At 68.5% G+C, this 14,594-nt stretch carries 13 protein-coding genes and 1 tRNA gene; 8 read left to right on the top strand and 6 right to left on the bottom strand.

Annotated features, from left to right (window positions below):
- The first annotated feature begins 36 nt into the window (after positions 1 to 36).
- On the top strand, positions 37 to 348 hold the full coding sequence (locus KL771_RS20040; RefSeq protein ID WP_261970293.1) for a hypothetical protein: 312 nt from the start codon (positions 37 to 39) through the stop codon (positions 346 to 348).
- Between the two features lie 14 nt (positions 349 to 362).
- Here KL771_RS20040 and KL771_RS20035 read toward each other — a convergent pair whose 3' ends face one another.
- Positions 363 to 1,436 carry a LacI family DNA-binding transcriptional regulator gene (locus KL771_RS20035; RefSeq protein ID WP_261970292.1) on the bottom strand — a complete coding sequence of 358 codons (1,074 nt, stop codon included), beginning with the start codon at positions 1,434 to 1,436 and terminating at the stop codon, positions 363 to 365.
- 115 nt (positions 1,437 to 1,551) lie between these two features.
- On the opposite strand from KL771_RS20035, the gene KL771_RS20030 reads away from it, so the two are divergent.
- Genes KL771_RS20030 through KL771_RS20010 form a run of 5 tightly spaced genes read left to right on the top strand, consistent with a single transcriptional unit; the run spans position 1,552 to position 7,772 of the window.
- The gene (locus tag KL771_RS20030; protein ID WP_261970291.1) at positions 1,552 to 2,568 is read left to right on the top strand and encodes a TRAP transporter substrate-binding protein; all 1,017 of its coding nucleotides are present in this window, start codon (positions 1,552 to 1,554) and stop codon (positions 2,566 to 2,568) included.
- Positions 2,569 to 2,604: 36 nt separating this feature from the next.
- Positions 2,605 to 4,506, top strand: a complete 1,902-nt coding sequence (locus tag KL771_RS20025; RefSeq protein ID WP_261970290.1) for a TRAP transporter large permease — start codon at positions 2,605 to 2,607, stop codon at positions 4,504 to 4,506.
- Positions 4,507 to 4,546: 40 nt separating this feature from the next.
- Entirely contained in the window at positions 4,547 to 5,086 is a 540-nt protein-coding gene (locus tag KL771_RS20020) for a VOC family protein (protein WP_261970289.1), read from the top strand.
- An 11-nt stretch (positions 5,087 to 5,097) separates the two neighbouring features.
- Positions 5,098 to 6,378 carry a ribulose-bisphosphate carboxylase large subunit family protein gene (locus KL771_RS20015; RefSeq protein ID WP_261970288.1) on the top strand — a complete coding sequence of 427 codons (1,281 nt, stop codon included), beginning with the start codon at positions 5,098 to 5,100 and terminating at the stop codon, positions 6,376 to 6,378.
- The gene (locus KL771_RS20010) at positions 6,375 to 7,772 is read left to right on the top strand and encodes a four-carbon acid sugar kinase family protein (RefSeq protein ID WP_261970287.1); all 1,398 of its coding nucleotides are present in this window, start codon (positions 6,375 to 6,377) and stop codon (positions 7,770 to 7,772) included. The genes KL771_RS20015 and KL771_RS20010 overlap by 4 nt, the downstream gene beginning before the upstream one ends.
- 780 nt (positions 7,773 to 8,552) lie before the next feature.
- Here KL771_RS20010 and KL771_RS20005 read toward each other — a convergent pair.
- The 4 genes from KL771_RS20005 to KL771_RS19990 form a co-directional block, all read right to left on the bottom strand.
- On the bottom strand, positions 8,553 to 9,143 hold the full coding sequence (locus KL771_RS20005) for a PIN domain-containing protein (protein ID WP_261970286.1): 591 nt from the start codon (positions 9,141 to 9,143) through the stop codon (positions 8,553 to 8,555).
- Between the two features lie 3 nt (positions 9,144 to 9,146).
- On the bottom strand, positions 9,147 to 9,608 hold the full coding sequence (locus tag KL771_RS20000) for an excisionase family DNA-binding protein (protein WP_261970285.1): 462 nt from the start codon (positions 9,606 to 9,608) through the stop codon (positions 9,147 to 9,149).
- 550 nt (positions 9,609 to 10,158) lie between these two features.
- Positions 10,159 to 10,234: transfer RNA gene (locus KL771_RS19995), tRNA-Ala, on the bottom strand.
- Between the two features lie 413 nt (positions 10,235 to 10,647).
- Positions 10,648 to 11,022, bottom strand: a complete 375-nt coding sequence (locus tag KL771_RS19990; RefSeq protein WP_261970284.1) for a TIGR02300 family protein — start codon at positions 11,020 to 11,022, stop codon at positions 10,648 to 10,650.
- A gap of 314 nt (positions 11,023 to 11,336) precedes the next feature.
- Here KL771_RS19990 and aroA point away from each other — a divergent pair, with 314 nt between their 5' ends.
- Together aroA and KL771_RS19980 are read left to right on the top strand one after the other, a co-directional pair.
- Positions 11,337 to 12,689, top strand: a complete 1,353-nt coding sequence (gene aroA, locus KL771_RS19985) for a 3-phosphoshikimate 1-carboxyvinyltransferase (RefSeq protein ID WP_261970283.1) — start codon at positions 11,337 to 11,339, stop codon at positions 12,687 to 12,689.
- A gap of 146 nt (positions 12,690 to 12,835) precedes the next feature.
- The gene (locus KL771_RS19980; RefSeq protein WP_261970282.1) at positions 12,836 to 13,609 is read left to right on the top strand and encodes a HesA/MoeB/ThiF family protein; all 774 of its coding nucleotides are present in this window, start codon (positions 12,836 to 12,838) and stop codon (positions 13,607 to 13,609) included.
- 54 nt (positions 13,610 to 13,663) lie between these two features.
- Here KL771_RS19980 and KL771_RS19975 read toward each other — a convergent pair whose 3' ends face one another.
- Entirely contained in the window at positions 13,664 to 14,551 is an 888-nt protein-coding gene (locus KL771_RS19975) for a prephenate dehydratase (protein WP_261970281.1), read from the bottom strand.
- Between the last annotated feature and the right edge of the window lie 43 nt (positions 14,552 to 14,594).

The following is a 14,594-nucleotide window of genomic DNA, read 5'->3' as shown; positions in this document are numbered from 1 at the left end:
TGCCGCGCTCTCCGCCGCAACCGAGCGGAGGGCTCCATGACGGACATCGATCGCATTTCGGCCACTTGGTTTGCCGCGTCGGGGCGGGCCGTCCGCCGCAGGCGCGCCGCCCGGACCGCCCGGCCATTGCCGACTGCCGTGCCGTCGACGGCGGACACGGCGGCAGTTCTGCTCAGTCTCGCCGCCTCGGCCGAGAGCGAGACGGATTTGCGGCGTCTTGCCGCTGCGATGACGCCGGCTCTGCCTGAAGCGGAACTGACCGCCGCGCTCGACGAGGCGGCGTGGCGGGTCGCCCGGCTGATCGATCTGTGCCTTGCCGGTCCGACGCGGCCGTCCGCGGTCACCTGACGGCGCCGTCGGCATCACGGCAGGTTCTCGCGGAACACCACCTCGGAGCGGGCCGGCTCGACGCCGTCCTGGGCCGGACGGCCGGCGCGGATGTTGGCGAAGATCGAGACGCAGCTCATCAGCGACCCGTGCGGGTTCTGGGTGATCACTGCGTCCATGGTGCCGTCGACCAGCAGTTCGCGCACCTCCGGCGTCAGGCCGTGGCCGATCAGCACCACGTCGCTGTCGCGCCGGGCCTCCTTCAACGCCTTGGCGATGCCCTCCGGGCCGCCCCCGATGCAGTAGATGCCGGCGAGATCCGGATGCCGGGCGAGCAGCATCTTCGTCTGCCGATGGTTCTTGGCCTGGTCGTCGTAGCCCTCGCGCAGGCCGACCACCTCGACGGCCGGATAGGCCTCCTGGAACATGTGCAGGAAGCCCATCTCGCGCTCGCCATGGGCGCGGTAGCTGAGGCTGCCGGCGATCATCGCCACCTTGGCCGGGCGCGGGCCGATGAAGCGGGCCATCAGATAGGCCGCGGTGCGGCCGGCCGCCCGGTTGTCCAGTCCGACATAGGCGGCGCGGCGGGCATGGCCGATGTCGGAGATCAGCGTCACGGTCGGCACGCCGCGGTCGGCCAGGGCGTTGACCGCCTCGCGCACCGCCGGATGGTCGATCGCCATGAAGACGACGCCGTCGACATCGCGGCCGAGCTCCTTCAGGTGCCGGCCGAGCAGGTCCGGGTTGAAGCTCTCGATGAAGTCGACCCGCGCCCGCATGTTGAAGCCGGCGAGCTGGTCGGCCGCCCCCGAGATCAGGCGGCCGAGGCCGGCCAGGAAGCGGTTGGTGCCTGCGGGCAGGACGAAGGCGAGCCGCATCGGCTGCAGCGATGCGGCCGGATCGGGCGGCAGCTCGACCGCATAGCCGATTTCCGCCGCCGCCCGCATCACCCGCTGCACCGTCGGCGCCCGGACCCCGGGCCGTCCGTTCAGGACGCGATCGACGGTCGCCGTCGAGACACCCGACAGGCGTGCCACATCGGCGATGCGCGGCAGGCGGCTTTGGCGCGGCCGACCCGGGCGCGGCGGCGAGGGGGGTAAGTCCGGCATCGAGATCCGATCAAAATCCATCAAAAACGACGTTTGACGCGTTACACGATCAATACATATCGTGGAAGAGGATCAAGAACCATCATAATCAATCATAACCTTGAGGAACGTGCCCATGGCCATCCTGACCCGCCGCACCATTCTGAAGTCGCTGGCTGCCGCGCCGGCCGTCGTCGCTCTCGGCCGCCCGGGTATCGCCCGCGCCGCCGAATTCGATCTGAAATACGGCAACAATCTCCCGGTCACCCATCCGCTCAATGTGCGCGCCCAGGAGGCCGTCGAGCGGATCGCCCGCGAGACCAACGGCCGGGTCCAGATCCAGATCTTCCCGAACAACCAGCTCGGCGGCGACACGGACATGCTCTCGCAGGTCCGCAGCGGCGGCATCACCTTCTTCACGCCGTCCGCGCTGGTGATCGCCACCCTGGTGCCGGCGGCGGCGATCAACGCGGTCGGCTTCGCCTTCGCCGACTACGACCAGGTCTGGGGCGCGATGGACGGCAAGGTCGGCGCCCATGTCCGCGCCCAGATCGCCAAGGTCAACCTCTACGCCTTCGAGAAGATGTGGGACAACGGCTTCCGCCAGATGACCACCTCGGGCAAGCCGATCCAGACCGCCGCCGACATGGCCGGCCTCAAGATCCGCGTGCCGGTCAGCCCGCTGTCGATCTCGATGTTCAAGGGCCTCGGCGCCGCGCCGGCCAGCCTGCAATTCTCCGAGGTCTATTCCGCGCTGCAGACCAAGGTGGTCGACGCCCAGGAGAATCCGCTGCCGATCATCCAAGTGGCCAAGCTCTACGAGGTGCAGAAGGCCTGCGCCCTGTCGAACCACATCTGGGACGGCTTCTGGTTCATCGCCAACGGCCGCGCCTGGAAGGGCCTGCCGGAAGACCTGCAGAAGATCGTCGCCGGCGCGATCAACGATGCCGGCATGAAGCAGCGCGACGACATCCGCAAGCTCAACGCCACCCTGCAGGCCGACCTGGAGGCCAAGGGCCTCGCCTTCAATCGCACCAGCCCGGACAGCTTCCGCGCCAAGCTGCGCGAGGCCGGCTTCTATGCGGAATGGAAGGGCCGCTTCGGCGACGAGGCCTGGGGCCTGCTGGAAGGCGCGGTCGGCAAGCTCGCCTGACGCCGCCGCCCCATGCTCGAACCGAGGACGACGGACATGCACGCCGCCGCGCGCCCAGCCACCGCGGGCCCCTCCGGCGTCGCCCTGACGGGCGCGCCGACCGGCCTTGCCGCGCTCGCGGCGCGGGCCGATCACATCATCGGCACCGCCGTCGAGGGGGTGGCGGCCGCGATCGTTCTCATCGAGATCGCCATCCTGGCGGCGGGCGTGACCGCCCGCTACCTGTTCCACACGCCGCTGGTCTGGTCCGACGAACTGGCCTCGATCCTGTTCCTATGGCTCTCCATGCTCGGCGCCGTGGTGGCGCTGCGGCGCGGCGAGCACATGCGCATGACCGGGCTGGTCTCCCGGGTCTCGCCGGGTGCCCGGGCCTTCCTGGAGGCGCTGGCGCTGGCCGCGTCGATCGCGTTTCTGCTCCTGATCTTCCACCATGCGCTCGACTACGCGCAGGAGGAGGGCTTCATCGTCACCCCGGCGCTGGAGATCAGCAACGCCTGGCGGGCGGCCGCCATCCCGACCGGCATCGGATTGATGCTTGCCGCGGCGCTCGCCCGCTTCGTCCGCCTGCATGCGCGCGGCCCCGCACTCGCCGCGATCCTGGTCGCGGCCGGTCTGATCGTGCTGTTCTGGTGGGCCGGGCCGGTGCTGAAGCCGCTCGGCAAGCTCAACCTGGTGATCTTCTTCGTCGGCGTTGTCGCCGCCAACGTCTTCGCCGGCGTGCCGATCGCCTTCTCCTTCGCGCTCGCCACCTTCGGCTATCTGGCGCTGACCACCTCGACGCCGCTCCTGGTCATGGTCGGCCGGCTCGACGAGGGCATGAGCCATCTGATCCTGCTGGCCGTGCCGCTGTTCGTCTTTCTCGGCCTCCTGATCGAGATGACCGGCATGGCGGCCGCCATGATCCGCTTTCTCGCCGGCCTGCTCGGCCATGTCCGCGGCGGTCTTTCCTATGTGCTGATCGGCGCGATGTATCTCGTCTCCGGCATCTCCGGTTCGAAGATCGCCGACATGGCGGCGATCGCCCCGGTGCTGTTCCCGGAGATGAAGGCGCGCGGCGCCAAGCCTGGCGACCTGGTCGCGCTGCTCTCGGCCACCGGCGCGCAGACCGAGACTATCCCGCCCTCGATCGTGCTGATCACCATAGGCTCGGTCACCGGCGTCTCGATCGCGGCCCTGTTCACCGGCGGCATGCTGCCGGCGGTGGTGCTCGGGCTGGCGCTCTGCGTCGTCGTCTGGCGCCGCTACCGGCACGAGGATCTGAGCCATGTCGCGCGGGTACCGGCGCCCGAGATCCTGAAGCTGGCGCTGGTCGCGCTGCCGGCGATCGCGCTGCCCTTCGTCATCCGTGCCGCGGTCGTCGAGGGCGTCGCCACCGCCACCGAGGTCTCGACCATCGGCATCGCCTATTCGGTGGTGATGGGGCTCGTCGTCTATCGCCGCTTCGACTGGCGCCGGATCGGCCCGATGCTGATCGAAACCGCCTCGCTGACCGGCGCCATCATCTTCATCGTCGGCTGCGCCACCGCGATGGCCTGGGGGCTGACCCAGTCGGGCTTCTCGCAGGATCTCGGACGCATCATGGCGGCCCTGCCGGGCGGGGCCTGGGGCTTCCTGGCCGTGTCGATCGTCGCCTTCGTAATCCTCGGCAGCGTGCTGGAGGGCATTCCGGCCATCGTGCTGTTCGGGCCGCTGCTGTTCCCGATCGCCCGCCAGGTCGGCGTGCACGAGGTGCACTACGCGATGGTGGTCATCCTGGCCATGGGCATCGGCCTTTTCGCCCCGCCCTTCGGCGTCGGCTACTACGGCGCCTGCGCGATCTCCAAGGTCAATCCGGACGAAGGCCTCCGGCATATCGGCGGCTACATGCTGGCCCTGATCCTCGGCCTCCTGGTCGTCGCCGCCGTGCCGTGGCTGTCGACCGGCTTCCTGAAATTCTGATCCGCTCCCCCTCGGCTCCCTCTTTGGAAGGCATCTCCCGATGAGTCGCTTCTTCGGCCATATCCGCCAGGCCGGCTATGTCGTGCCGGATATCGAAAAGGCCATGGACTACTGGAGCCGCGTGCTCGGGGTCGGCCCGTTCTTCTACAATCCGAAGGTTCCGATCCGGAACTACCAGTATCGCGGCGTCGCCTACGAGCCGCACAACTCGGTCGCGCTGGCCAATTCCGGCCCGCTGCAGATCGAACTGATCCAGTGCCGCAACGATGTGCCGTCGATGTATCGCGACTTCCGCGCCGCCGGCCATACCGGCCTGCAGCATGTCGCCTACTGGACCTCCGACTATGACGCCGACCTCGAACGTCTGACCGCGCAGGGCTTCAAGGCGGTGATGAGCGGCGAAGTCGGCGCGCGCGGCCGCTTCGTCTATTTCGATACCGAGTATCATCCGGGCACGGTGATCGAACTGTCGGAGGTCGCCGGACCGAAGGGCGAGATGTTCCGCCTGATCCGCGAGGCCTCCGAGGCCTGGGACGGCAGCGACCCGGTGCGGCCCTTCCCCGACCTCTCCAAGCTCTGAGGGCGCCGCCTGTGCCGCATGCATCCGAGCGCTTCGAGGCGCGCTACCTGATCGAGACGCCGCTCGATCCCGAGGCAGTTGCCGGGATCATGGCCGGCGAGCAGAGCTGCGGCACCTTCATCCGTGTCGAGGGCGAGACCGACGCGCTGCGCGACCGGGCCCGCGCGGCGATCATCGGCGTCGAGGAGCTTGAACCGGCGGCGGCGCCGAGCCTGCCCAATGCCTGGCTCGGCCGCAAGGGCATCGGCGGCCCCTGGCGACGGGCGCGGGTGACGCTGTCCTTTCCGGTCGCCAATGTCGGCGCCAACCTGGCCACGCTCGCCGCAACGGTTGCCGGCAATCTCTACGATCTCGGCGAGGTGACCGGGCTCCGCCTGGAGAGCCTTCGTCTGCCCTGGTCGTTCCGGCGGCGCTTTCCGATGCCGGCGCAGGGCATTGCCGGCACCCGGCGGCTGACGGGCGTGCCGGCGGGCGTGATGGTCGGCTCGATCATCAAGCCCAATGTCGGCTTGAGCGCGGCGGAGACCGGCGCCCTGGTCGGCCAGCTCTGCGCGGCCGGACTCGATTTCATCAAGGACGACGAGATCGCCGCCGATCCAGACCATGCGCCGCTCGCCGAGCGCATCCCGGCCGTCATGGCGGCCGTCAGGCGCCACCGCGACCGCACCGGCAAGGCCGTGATGGTCGCCTTCAACATCACCGACGAAACCGACGCGATGCGCCGCCATGCCGACCTGGTCGCCCGGGAGGAGGGCACCTGCGTGATGGCGAGCCTCAACTGGTGCGGCTTCTCGGCGATCGAGACCCTGCGCCGCTCGACCGATCTGGTCGTCCACGGCCACCGCAACGGCTACGGCGCGGTCTCGCGGCATCCCCTGCTCGGCATTTCGTTCCAGGCCTATCAGACGCTCTGGCGGCTGGCCGGCGTCGATCACATGCATGTCCACGGCCTGCAGGGCAAGTTCGCGCAGGAAGACGAGGAGGTCGTCGGCTCGGCGCGCGACTGCGTGGCACCGCTGACCGACGGCGCCGACGATCGCGTCCTGCCGGCCTTCTCGTCCGGCCAATGGGCCGGCACGGCGCCCGCGACTCACGCGGCGGTCGGCCATGCCGACCTTCTGTTCATGGCCGGCGGCGGCATCATGGCGCATCCGGACGGCCCGGCCGCGGGGGTGGCCAGCATCCGCCAGGCCTGGGCGGCGGTTGCGGCCGGCCGCGCGCTCGACGAGGCCGCATGCGAGCATGCCGAACTGGGGCGCGCGCTGGCGTTCTTCGGCGGAGCCCGCGGATGACGGACGAGGCGCGGTCGGCGGGAAACCCGCGCGTCGGCTGGTACGGGGATGATTTCACCGGCGCCAGCGATACGCTGGCGACCTGGGCCGAACGCGGCTTCCGGGCCGTCCTGTTGACCCGCATTCCCGAGCCGGAGCGGCTCGCCGCGCTCGGCCCGCTCGACGCGGTCGGCCTGGCCGGTGCGACCCGGTCGCTCGACCCGATCGCGATGGCGCGGGAACTGGACCCGGCCGGCCGCTTCTTCGCAGGCCTCGGCGTCGATGTGCTGCACTACAAATGCTGCTCGACCTTCGACAGCGCGCCGCAGGTCGGCAGCATCGGCGCGGCGGTGTCGGCACTCCGCCCGCATTTTCCGCATCCGAACCTGCCGATCGTCGGCGGCCAGCCGAATCTCGGTCGCTACTGCCTGTTCGGCCAGCTCTTCGCCACTGCCGGGGCGAGCGGCGAAGCCTATCGCATCGACCGGCACCCGACGATGAGCCGGCATCCGGTCACGCCGATGGACGAGGCCGACCTGCGCCGGCATCTCGCCCGCCAAGGCCTCGGCAGGCTGGGTCTCGTCGACTACCCGACCTATGCGCTGCCGTCCGCCGAGGCGGTCGACAGGGTCGCGGCGCTGGCGGCGACGCATCCGGACCTGCTGTTCGACGTATCGCGCGAGCAGGACCTCGCCACCATCGGCGAAGTGCTGTGGAACTGGGCCGGACGGGCCCCGCTGGTCGCCGTCGGCGCCAGCAGCGTCGCCCGTGCGCTCGCCGCCGCCTGGCCGGCAGCCTGGGCCGGGACCCGCGGGGCGCCCATGTTCAACCCGCCCATGCTCAGCCCGCCCATACCCGGCCCCTCCGCGGCGGCCGGCCCGGTCTTCGTGCTGGTCGGCAGCCTGTCGCCGGTCACCCGGGCCCAGACGGCGCAGGCGACGCGCTACGAGACGGTCGCGCTGGATGTGGCCCGGCTCATCGCCGAGGCGGCCTATCGCGACGCGCAGGCCGCCCGTATTGCGCAGGGCCTCGCCGCCGGCCGCCACATGCTCGCCGCGACCGCTCTGCCCGAGGCCGAGGCCGCCGAGGCGGGCGCGGGGGCTGCAGAGGTCGGCACCGATCCTCAGCCCCGGCTCGGGGCGCTTCAGGTCGCGGAGGCCACCGCGCGCCTCGCCGCAGCCGTCCTGAACCGCATCCGCCCCGCCCGCACCTGCATCGCCGGCGGCGACACGTCGAGCCTCGCCATCCAGGCGCTCGGCCTCTGGGGCCTCTCGCATATCGCCACGCTCGGCCCCGGCGCCGCCCTCTGCCGCACCCATGCCGACCGGGCCGACATGGACGGTCTGGAAATCATGCTCAAGGGCGGTCAGATGGGCCAGCCGACCCTGTTCGACGATCTCGCCGGCGGCGGGTAGGTGTTTGATCCCGGGCCTTGAGGGGGCAGTCTGCTACCTCGGCCGGAAGAAAGCGCTATGGGTCAGTTTCACCAAGGGTGCGTGCGGCATAGGATGCCGCTGGCAACTGTTCCCTCGTGCGTCAATCTTCACGAGGATCGGCAGTTCTGCGGAGATGGCCAAGGGTGGCGGGCAGGCGGAACGGCACATGCGACAACACGCATCGCCATCCCAGTGAAGCCGAAATCGCCATCCGCATTTTCGGACCTTCCAGGCGCGGGAGTGGCCGGCATTCGCCTCTTTGCCGGGGGTGAAAGGTCTCCCGAAAATCGACCCCGTTGACGAGCAGATGATTCCTGCCTGCAGTCGAGGCCTACCTCTACGGTCGGCACGATGTGGTCCTTGTCGCCCGAACGGGGAGCGCGACCGAGCAGGAGAATTGGGAATGGAAAGCCGAACGCCGAACCTCAAGGCAACGGTGACGACCATTCCGCGGACGTTTTAAGATACCAATCCGCCCTGGAGATTTCAGAGCGGACCCCTGCGGGCAGGGGACAGCCTCTGGAAATCCCGACGGTTGCCGCCTCCCCTGCCGTCCAGGCCCAACTCTCGCCAGCGGTCGAGGTCCCCCGCCCGGTCTCGAACGACGTCGCGGCTGGTGCTCGTCGAAGGTCCTCCTGTAAACCGACATGCACCCCGGCTTTCGGTAGGGCGGCTCGTCGCGGACCGGCTCGGCCTGCTCGGTTCGGCGCCGATGGAAGCCGTCCATCGGCAATTCAGGGGTGGTCATCACCCCACCTTTTATAGCGAGGCAACATGCGGACGTAGAACGTCGACTGTCTCCACAAGTCCCTCCGATTCCATATCAATCAACAGAACCTCGGCTGTCTTTGCTGGATTCTTAAGCCGCATCCGCATCGTTCGGATTGCTGCCACCGCCCGACCGGGGTCGAGGGCAATCGTGTCAGCAATGAAGGCATCAGCCGACCGGGCCTCGATCATAAGTGGTTCAAGTATTTCTTCTGGAAAATCCTTCAGATTTTCAGTAACTATCACGTCTGCGCGGGTTTTGACTGCGGCGGCAAGCACATGAGTATCGCCAGGGTCTGGCAAGCTAATGCAAGGCAGGCGGAGATTATCAAATTTTCCTACGTTTGCGTCCTCAAATGCATTTTCCATAGCCTCACGAGCACGTTTTGCGCGCTCGGCAGCATTTTCGATTCCGCGCTTCGAGTGTATTGCCACCAATGCCCGCTCCGTCTCGTCAAGAACGGTATCGGACCATCGAACTCGGAAGAACTCGGCTTCCGCAAGGGTTAGGAGCAGATTCCGTTTCAGCGCACTCACCAGTGTGCAGGCGTCGATGAATGCGGTGAACCGGTTCGCAAACATGCGTTAAATCAGCTCCGAATCCATCTCGGCTAGGGCCGACAGCGCTTCGCCTCGCTTCTGGTCACGGCGCGCCTTGTAAGAGAATAGGTTTTCAGCTTTTACCCGCCGATGGCGACCGACCAGTTCAAAAGGGATTTGCCCTTCTTCCAACAGCTTGATGAAGAAAGGTCGAGATACATTGAGGATATCGGCTGCCTGCTGAGTCGTGAGCATCTGGCTTACAGGCACCAGCGTAACGGCATTCCCGCTTCCGACATGTCGGAGCAGATCCATCAGCAGGCCTGAAAGCGCAGGCGTCAGAGTGATGTCGAGACGCTTGCCCTCGTCGATGACGTTCAGGCGTGCGCCTTCCTCTCCCGCGGCAAGCTTGGCCGCAAGAATTTTCCGAAGCTGGTTGGCGGCTGCCTTTTCTCCTGCGTTGGGCAAGCGAGCGCCAAGTTCTGTGGCTGTTGCTGGTACGGTCATCGTTCGCTCCCTGACGATAACGATTGTGAGGGATATTCGAAATAAACGCAATGCGACAATGCTGCAGCGCAGCAAAAGTTCCGTTCACATTCTCGAAAGGGGGCCGGGAGGGGGCGGCAGTGCAAGAACTGCCGATCGACGGAACTGGGCAGTCGCATCAATAGCGCCGCAAACGCGAGCAAGCGAATTGGGCCGCTTTGACCGCCGCGGTGATGCGCGATGCTTGCAGCGGCAGATCGGGTACGTACTGTCGCGACCGGCTCGACAGCACGGCATAGACGCGGTCGAAATCGCCGGCGTAGGAGGAGACCGGGGATACGGCACCATCGGACGCTGCGACGACAGCCGCTGTGGGGATCTAGCCGTTCGCGCCCCGGACCATGGCCTCGGGCAGATCACTGCCCGTCATGGATAGCACTGCAACTGCGCTGAGGCTCGACAAGGCAGGCTTCGTGATTCCGAGCACACTATCGCGATCGGACCCGTCGTTAGCGACCGCCGCGACGGTTCTAGATACCGGAGTTATCTATCTGATGCTTGTCTGGAGAATTGGTGGAGCCAAGGGGAGTCGAACCCCTGACCTCTTGAATGCCATTCAAGCGCTCTCCCAACTGAGCTATGGCCCCACATTCTCGAACCGGGTCTTGGGTGGGCCCGGCTGACGGCGCGGTGTGTAAGCCGAAGCTCGCCGTCGATCAAGAGGTTATTTCACTTTGCCGGAATTTCTCAGGCGAGGAGCCCGTTCCGAAGGGCGGTTTCGAACCCGATCCGGCCGGGAAGCGGGTGCTCGAAGCGTCGGAACGGCGCGGAATGCCTCGGTTTTGGCCGTTGCCGTCCGGTGCCGGCTGCGGTGTCCGGAGTTTTCCACAGGCTTTCCGGCTGCCATACCCGGATCACGCGCCATCTGGTCCGCACGCGATCCGTCGTCCGTGTTCGCCCGCGGGACCGCCATGGCGATCAGGGCAGCCGGCAGGACCGGCAGACCTGGCATGGCCGGCCGCCGTGGTCGGCGGAGCGGGGCCTCTGGCCCCGCCCGGGCTCAGCGCTCTTCGTCCTCGCCGGCGACATCGATGTCGATGCCGTCGATCTCGTCGTCCTCCTCCGCCTCGAGGAAGGTGTCGTCCTCGTCGTCGGGGATATCGGCGATCTCTTCGTCCTCGATGCCGGGCACCGCCTCGTCCGCGCTCTCGTCCGCTTCCGCTTCCTCAAGCGGCACGAATTCGATCGGGGCGGCTTCGTCGACCTCTTCCTCGGCCTCCTCGACGGCCGGGGCCGCCTTGGCGCGCGACACGACGGCCGCCACGGTAAACAGGGTGCCGCATTTCGGGCAGAGGATCGGATCGCGGTTCAGGTCGTAATATTTGGTGCCGCAGTTCGGGCAGAGCCGCTTGGTTCCGAGCTCGGGTTTGGCCACGGATCGTCTCTCCGGGATGTCGGGTGGTCAAAAGGAAATCACGGCATAGTCGCTGGCAGGCGCCCTGTCAAAACGGAAATGCGCGGAAATCCGCGGCCGGGATCGGCGATGCCGAATGCCGCGTGCAAACTCCGCCGAGGCTGCCGGCATGTCCGGGCCCCGGCCCCCGCGACGCCGGCCGTGCGGCGTCCGCCGCAGCCGCCTGCCGCTGCGTCGGGCCGGTGCCCGTGTGCAGCGGGCGGATGACGGGGCCGGGCCGGCATGATAGGACGGCGCCCGATCCCGACGACCCACGCGCCCTTCCGGAGCCGACCATGGCCCATGCTTCTGCCGGCACGCCTCTTTCCGCCCTGGCCTCCGGCCCGCTGACCGGCCGCATCCGCGTCCCCGGCGACAAGTCGATCTCGCATCGCTCGCTGATGTTCGGCGCCGTCACGGTCGGCGAGACGCGCATCGAGGGCCTCTTGGAGGCCGAGGACGTGCTCGGCACGGCCGCCGCCATGCGGGCGCTCGGCGCCACGGTGACGCGCGACGGGGAGGGGCTGTGGCGCGTCTCCGGGCTCGGCGTCGGCGGTCTGCTGGAACCGGAATCCGTGCTCGATTTCGGCAATGCCGGCACCGGGTCCCGGCTGACCATGGGCCTCGTCGGCGGCCATGCCGTGGCGGCCACCTTCGTCGGCGACGCCTCGCTGTCGCGCCGGCCGATGGGCCGCGTGCTCGACCCGCTGCGCCGCATGGGCGTCGAGGTGATCGCCCGCAAGGGCGACCGCCTGCCGCTGACGCTGCGCGGTCCCGACACGGTCATTCCGATCGAATACCGCGTGCCGGTGCCGTCCGCGCAGGTGAAGTCGGCCGTGCTGCTGTGCGGCCTGAATTCGCCCGGCGTGACGACCGTGATCGAACCGGTCGCGACCCGCGACCATACCGAGCGCATGCTGGTCGGCTTCGGCGCGTCGCTGGAGGTGACCGCCGGTCCGGCCGGCGAGCGCGTCATCCGCCTGCAGGGGCGGCCCAGCCTGAAGCCGCAGACGATCACCGTGCCGGGCGACCCGTCCTCGGCCGCCTTCGCGATCGTCGCGGGCCTGATCGTGCCGGGATCGGATGTCACGGTCGAGAACGTGCTGCTCAATCCGCTGCGCACGGGTCTCTTCACCACGCTCCTGGAGATGGGCGCCGACCTGACCATCGAGAACGAGCGCGTCACCGGCGGCGAGAGAATCGGCGACGTGCGCGTCCGGTCGAGCCGGCTCAAGGGGGTCGCCGTGCCGCCGGAGCGGGCGCCTTCGATGATCGACGAGTACCCGATCCTGTCGGTTGCGGCGGCCTTCGCGGAGGGCGACACCTTCATGGATGGGCTCGAGGAACTGCGCGTCAAGGAAAGCGACCGGCTGTCCGCCGTCGCCCATGGGCTGGCCGCCAACGGCGTCCCGGTCGAGGAGGGCGAGACCAGCCTCAAGGTGATCGGCGGCACCCGCCGGATCGGCGGCGGTACCGTGCCGACCCATCTCGACCATCGCATCGCCATGTCGTTCCTGGTCATGGGACTGGCCGGGCAGGCGCCGGTCACGGTCGACGACACCGCCACGATCGCGACCAGCTTCCCGTCCTTCCTCGGTCTGATGACCGGTCTCGGTGCGCGCTTCGAGGCGCCGCGGAGCGCGGACTGAACGCTGGGCTTCGGGCTTCGCCCGTCGGGCCGTGCGGAACTGTCGGCGGTGCCATTCCGGCAGCGTCCTCGGGAGATGCAGTCAGGGGAGGCGCGAGGCCGCCGGCAACCGCACGGCGATCGGACCCCATCGGGAAGGGAGGCCGCATGTTCGAGCCGGAGGAACTGGAGCGCTATGCCCGCCACATCGTGCTGCGCGACCTGGGCGGACCGGGCCAGCAGAAGCTGAAGGCGGCGCGCATCCTGGTGATCGGCGCCGGTGGGCTCGGCGCGCCGGTGCTGCTCTATCTGGCGGCCGCCGGTATCGGCACGCTCGGCATTGTCGACGACGACGCGGTCTCCCTCTCCAACCTGCAGCGCCAGGTGATCCATGCCACGCCGGATGTCGGGCGTCCGAAGGTGGAAAGTGCCGCCGCGGCGATCGGGCGCGTCAACCCGCACGTCCATGTGGAGACCCATGCGGTGCGGCTCGATGCCGGCAATGCGCCGGCGCTGGTCGACGCCTACGACCTGGTGATCGACGGCTCCGACAATTTCGCCACCCGCTACCTGGTCTCCGACACCTGCTTCCATGCGGGAAGGCCGCTGGTGACGGCGGCCGTGTCCGAATATGACGGCTCGCTCACCACGCTGATGCCGCATCGTGCCGGGCCGGACGGCCGGCCGAACCCGACCTATCGCTGCCTGTTCCCCGAACCGCCGCCGGAGGGCCTGGTGCCGTCCTGCGCGGTCGCCGGCATCCTCGGCGCCCTGACCGGCACGATGGGGTCGCTGCAGGCCCTGGAGGCGATCAAGCTCGTCGCCGGCATCGGCGAGCCGCTGGTCGGCCGGCTCTTGATGTTCGACGCCCGCGCGCTGCGCTTCGAGACGGTGCGCTACCGGTGGGACCCGGACAACCCGCTCAACGGCACCGGCCGCTGAGCCGCCCAGTCCGGGCGCCCCGGGCCGGGCCGTCTTGCCCGTCGTTCGGGCCGGTCACATGCCGCGCACGGCCGGCCGCAGGCGGGCGCTCTCGATATCCTTGACGCGGGCGCGGAACGGGCTCGCCCGGTAGACGCCGAGGATGCGGGCGGAGGCGAAGAAGGACAGTTCCTCCAGGGCCCGGCCGAGGTCGATCTCGTCCGGATGGCCTTCCACGTCGGCCAGGAACTGGGTCGCCGTGAAGGTACCGCCGACCATGTAGCTTTCCAGCCGGGTCATGTTGATGCCGTTGGTGGCGAAGCCGCCGAGCGCCTTGTAGAGCGCGGCCGGCACGTTGCGCACCTCGAACACGAAGGTGGTCATGATCGGCCCGACGCCCGGCGCGGCGCGCAGGTCCTCCGGCGACAGGATGATGAAGCGGGTCGTGTTGTGCTGGTCGTCCTCGATATCGGCCTTGAGGATGTCGAGGCCGTAGATCTCGGCCGCGAGCCGCGACGAGATGGCGGCGCGGGTGGGGTCGCCGGCATCGGCGATCTGGCGGGCCGAGCCGGCCGTGTCGGCGCCGACGATGGCGGCGAGGCCGAGCTGGCGCAGGCTTTGGCGGCATTGGCCGAGCGCCTGCGGGTGACTCTGGGCGGAGACGATGTCGGCGAGGCGGGCGCCCTTCAGGCCGACCAGCTGGTGGCGGATCGGCAGGAAATACTCGCCGATGATATGCAGCATCGACTGCGGCAGCAGATGGTGGATGTCGGCGACGCGGCCGGCGATCGAATTCTCGACCGGGATCATGCCCAGATCGGCCGCACCCGACTGGATCGCCGCGAAGCAGTCCTCGAAGGTCTGGCACGGCACCGCCTCGTAGTCCGGATAGACCTCGCGGCAGGCGATGTGCGAGTTGGCGCCGGGCTCACCCTGGAAAACGATCTTCTTGCGGCCGGTCATCGGGGAGTCCTCCGGGTACTGCGATGCTGGATAGGGGATCGGA

Origin of the sequence: Prosthecodimorpha staleyi (assembly GCF_018729455.1) — a bacterium.
In the GTDB taxonomy this organism is placed as follows: Bacteria; Pseudomonadota; Alphaproteobacteria; order Rhizobiales; family Ancalomicrobiaceae; genus Prosthecodimorpha; species Prosthecodimorpha staleyi.
This window is presented reverse-complemented; position numbering and strand designations above follow the sequence as displayed.

Bases quoted from the DNA above. Each gene is read 5' to 3' on its own strand.
- KL771_RS20035 (WP_261970292.1), bottom strand. From the start codon at position 1,436: ATGCCGGACTTACCCCCCTCGCCGCCGCGCCCGGGTCGGCCGCGCCAA.
- KL771_RS19980 (WP_261970282.1), top strand. From the start codon at position 12,836: ATGTTCGAGCCGGAGGAACTGGAGCGCTATGCCCGCCACATCGTGCTG.
- aroA (WP_261970283.1), top strand. From the start codon at position 11,337: ATGGCCCATGCTTCTGCCGGCACGCCTCTTTCCGCCCTGGCCTCCGGC.
- KL771_RS20020 (WP_261970289.1), top strand. From the start codon at position 4,547: ATGAGTCGCTTCTTCGGCCATATCCGCCAGGCCGGCTATGTCGTGCCG.
- KL771_RS20010 (WP_261970287.1), top strand. From the start codon at position 6,375: ATGACGGACGAGGCGCGGTCGGCGGGAAACCCGCGCGTCGGCTGGTAC.
- KL771_RS20040 (WP_261970293.1), top strand. From the start codon at position 37: ATGACGGACATCGATCGCATTTCGGCCACTTGGTTTGCCGCGTCGGGG.
- KL771_RS20005 (WP_261970286.1), bottom strand. From the start codon at position 9,143: ATGTTTGCGAACCGGTTCACCGCATTCATCGACGCCTGCACACTGGTG.
- KL771_RS20025 (WP_261970290.1), top strand. From the start codon at position 2,605: ATGCACGCCGCCGCGCGCCCAGCCACCGCGGGCCCCTCCGGCGTCGCC.
- KL771_RS20030 (WP_261970291.1), top strand. From the start codon at position 1,552: ATGGCCATCCTGACCCGCCGCACCATTCTGAAGTCGCTGGCTGCCGCG.
- KL771_RS19975 (WP_261970281.1), bottom strand. From the start codon at position 14,551: ATGACCGGCCGCAAGAAGATCGTTTTCCAGGGTGAGCCCGGCGCCAAC.
- KL771_RS20000 (WP_261970285.1), bottom strand. From the start codon at position 9,608: ATGACCGTACCAGCAACAGCCACAGAACTTGGCGCTCGCTTGCCCAAC.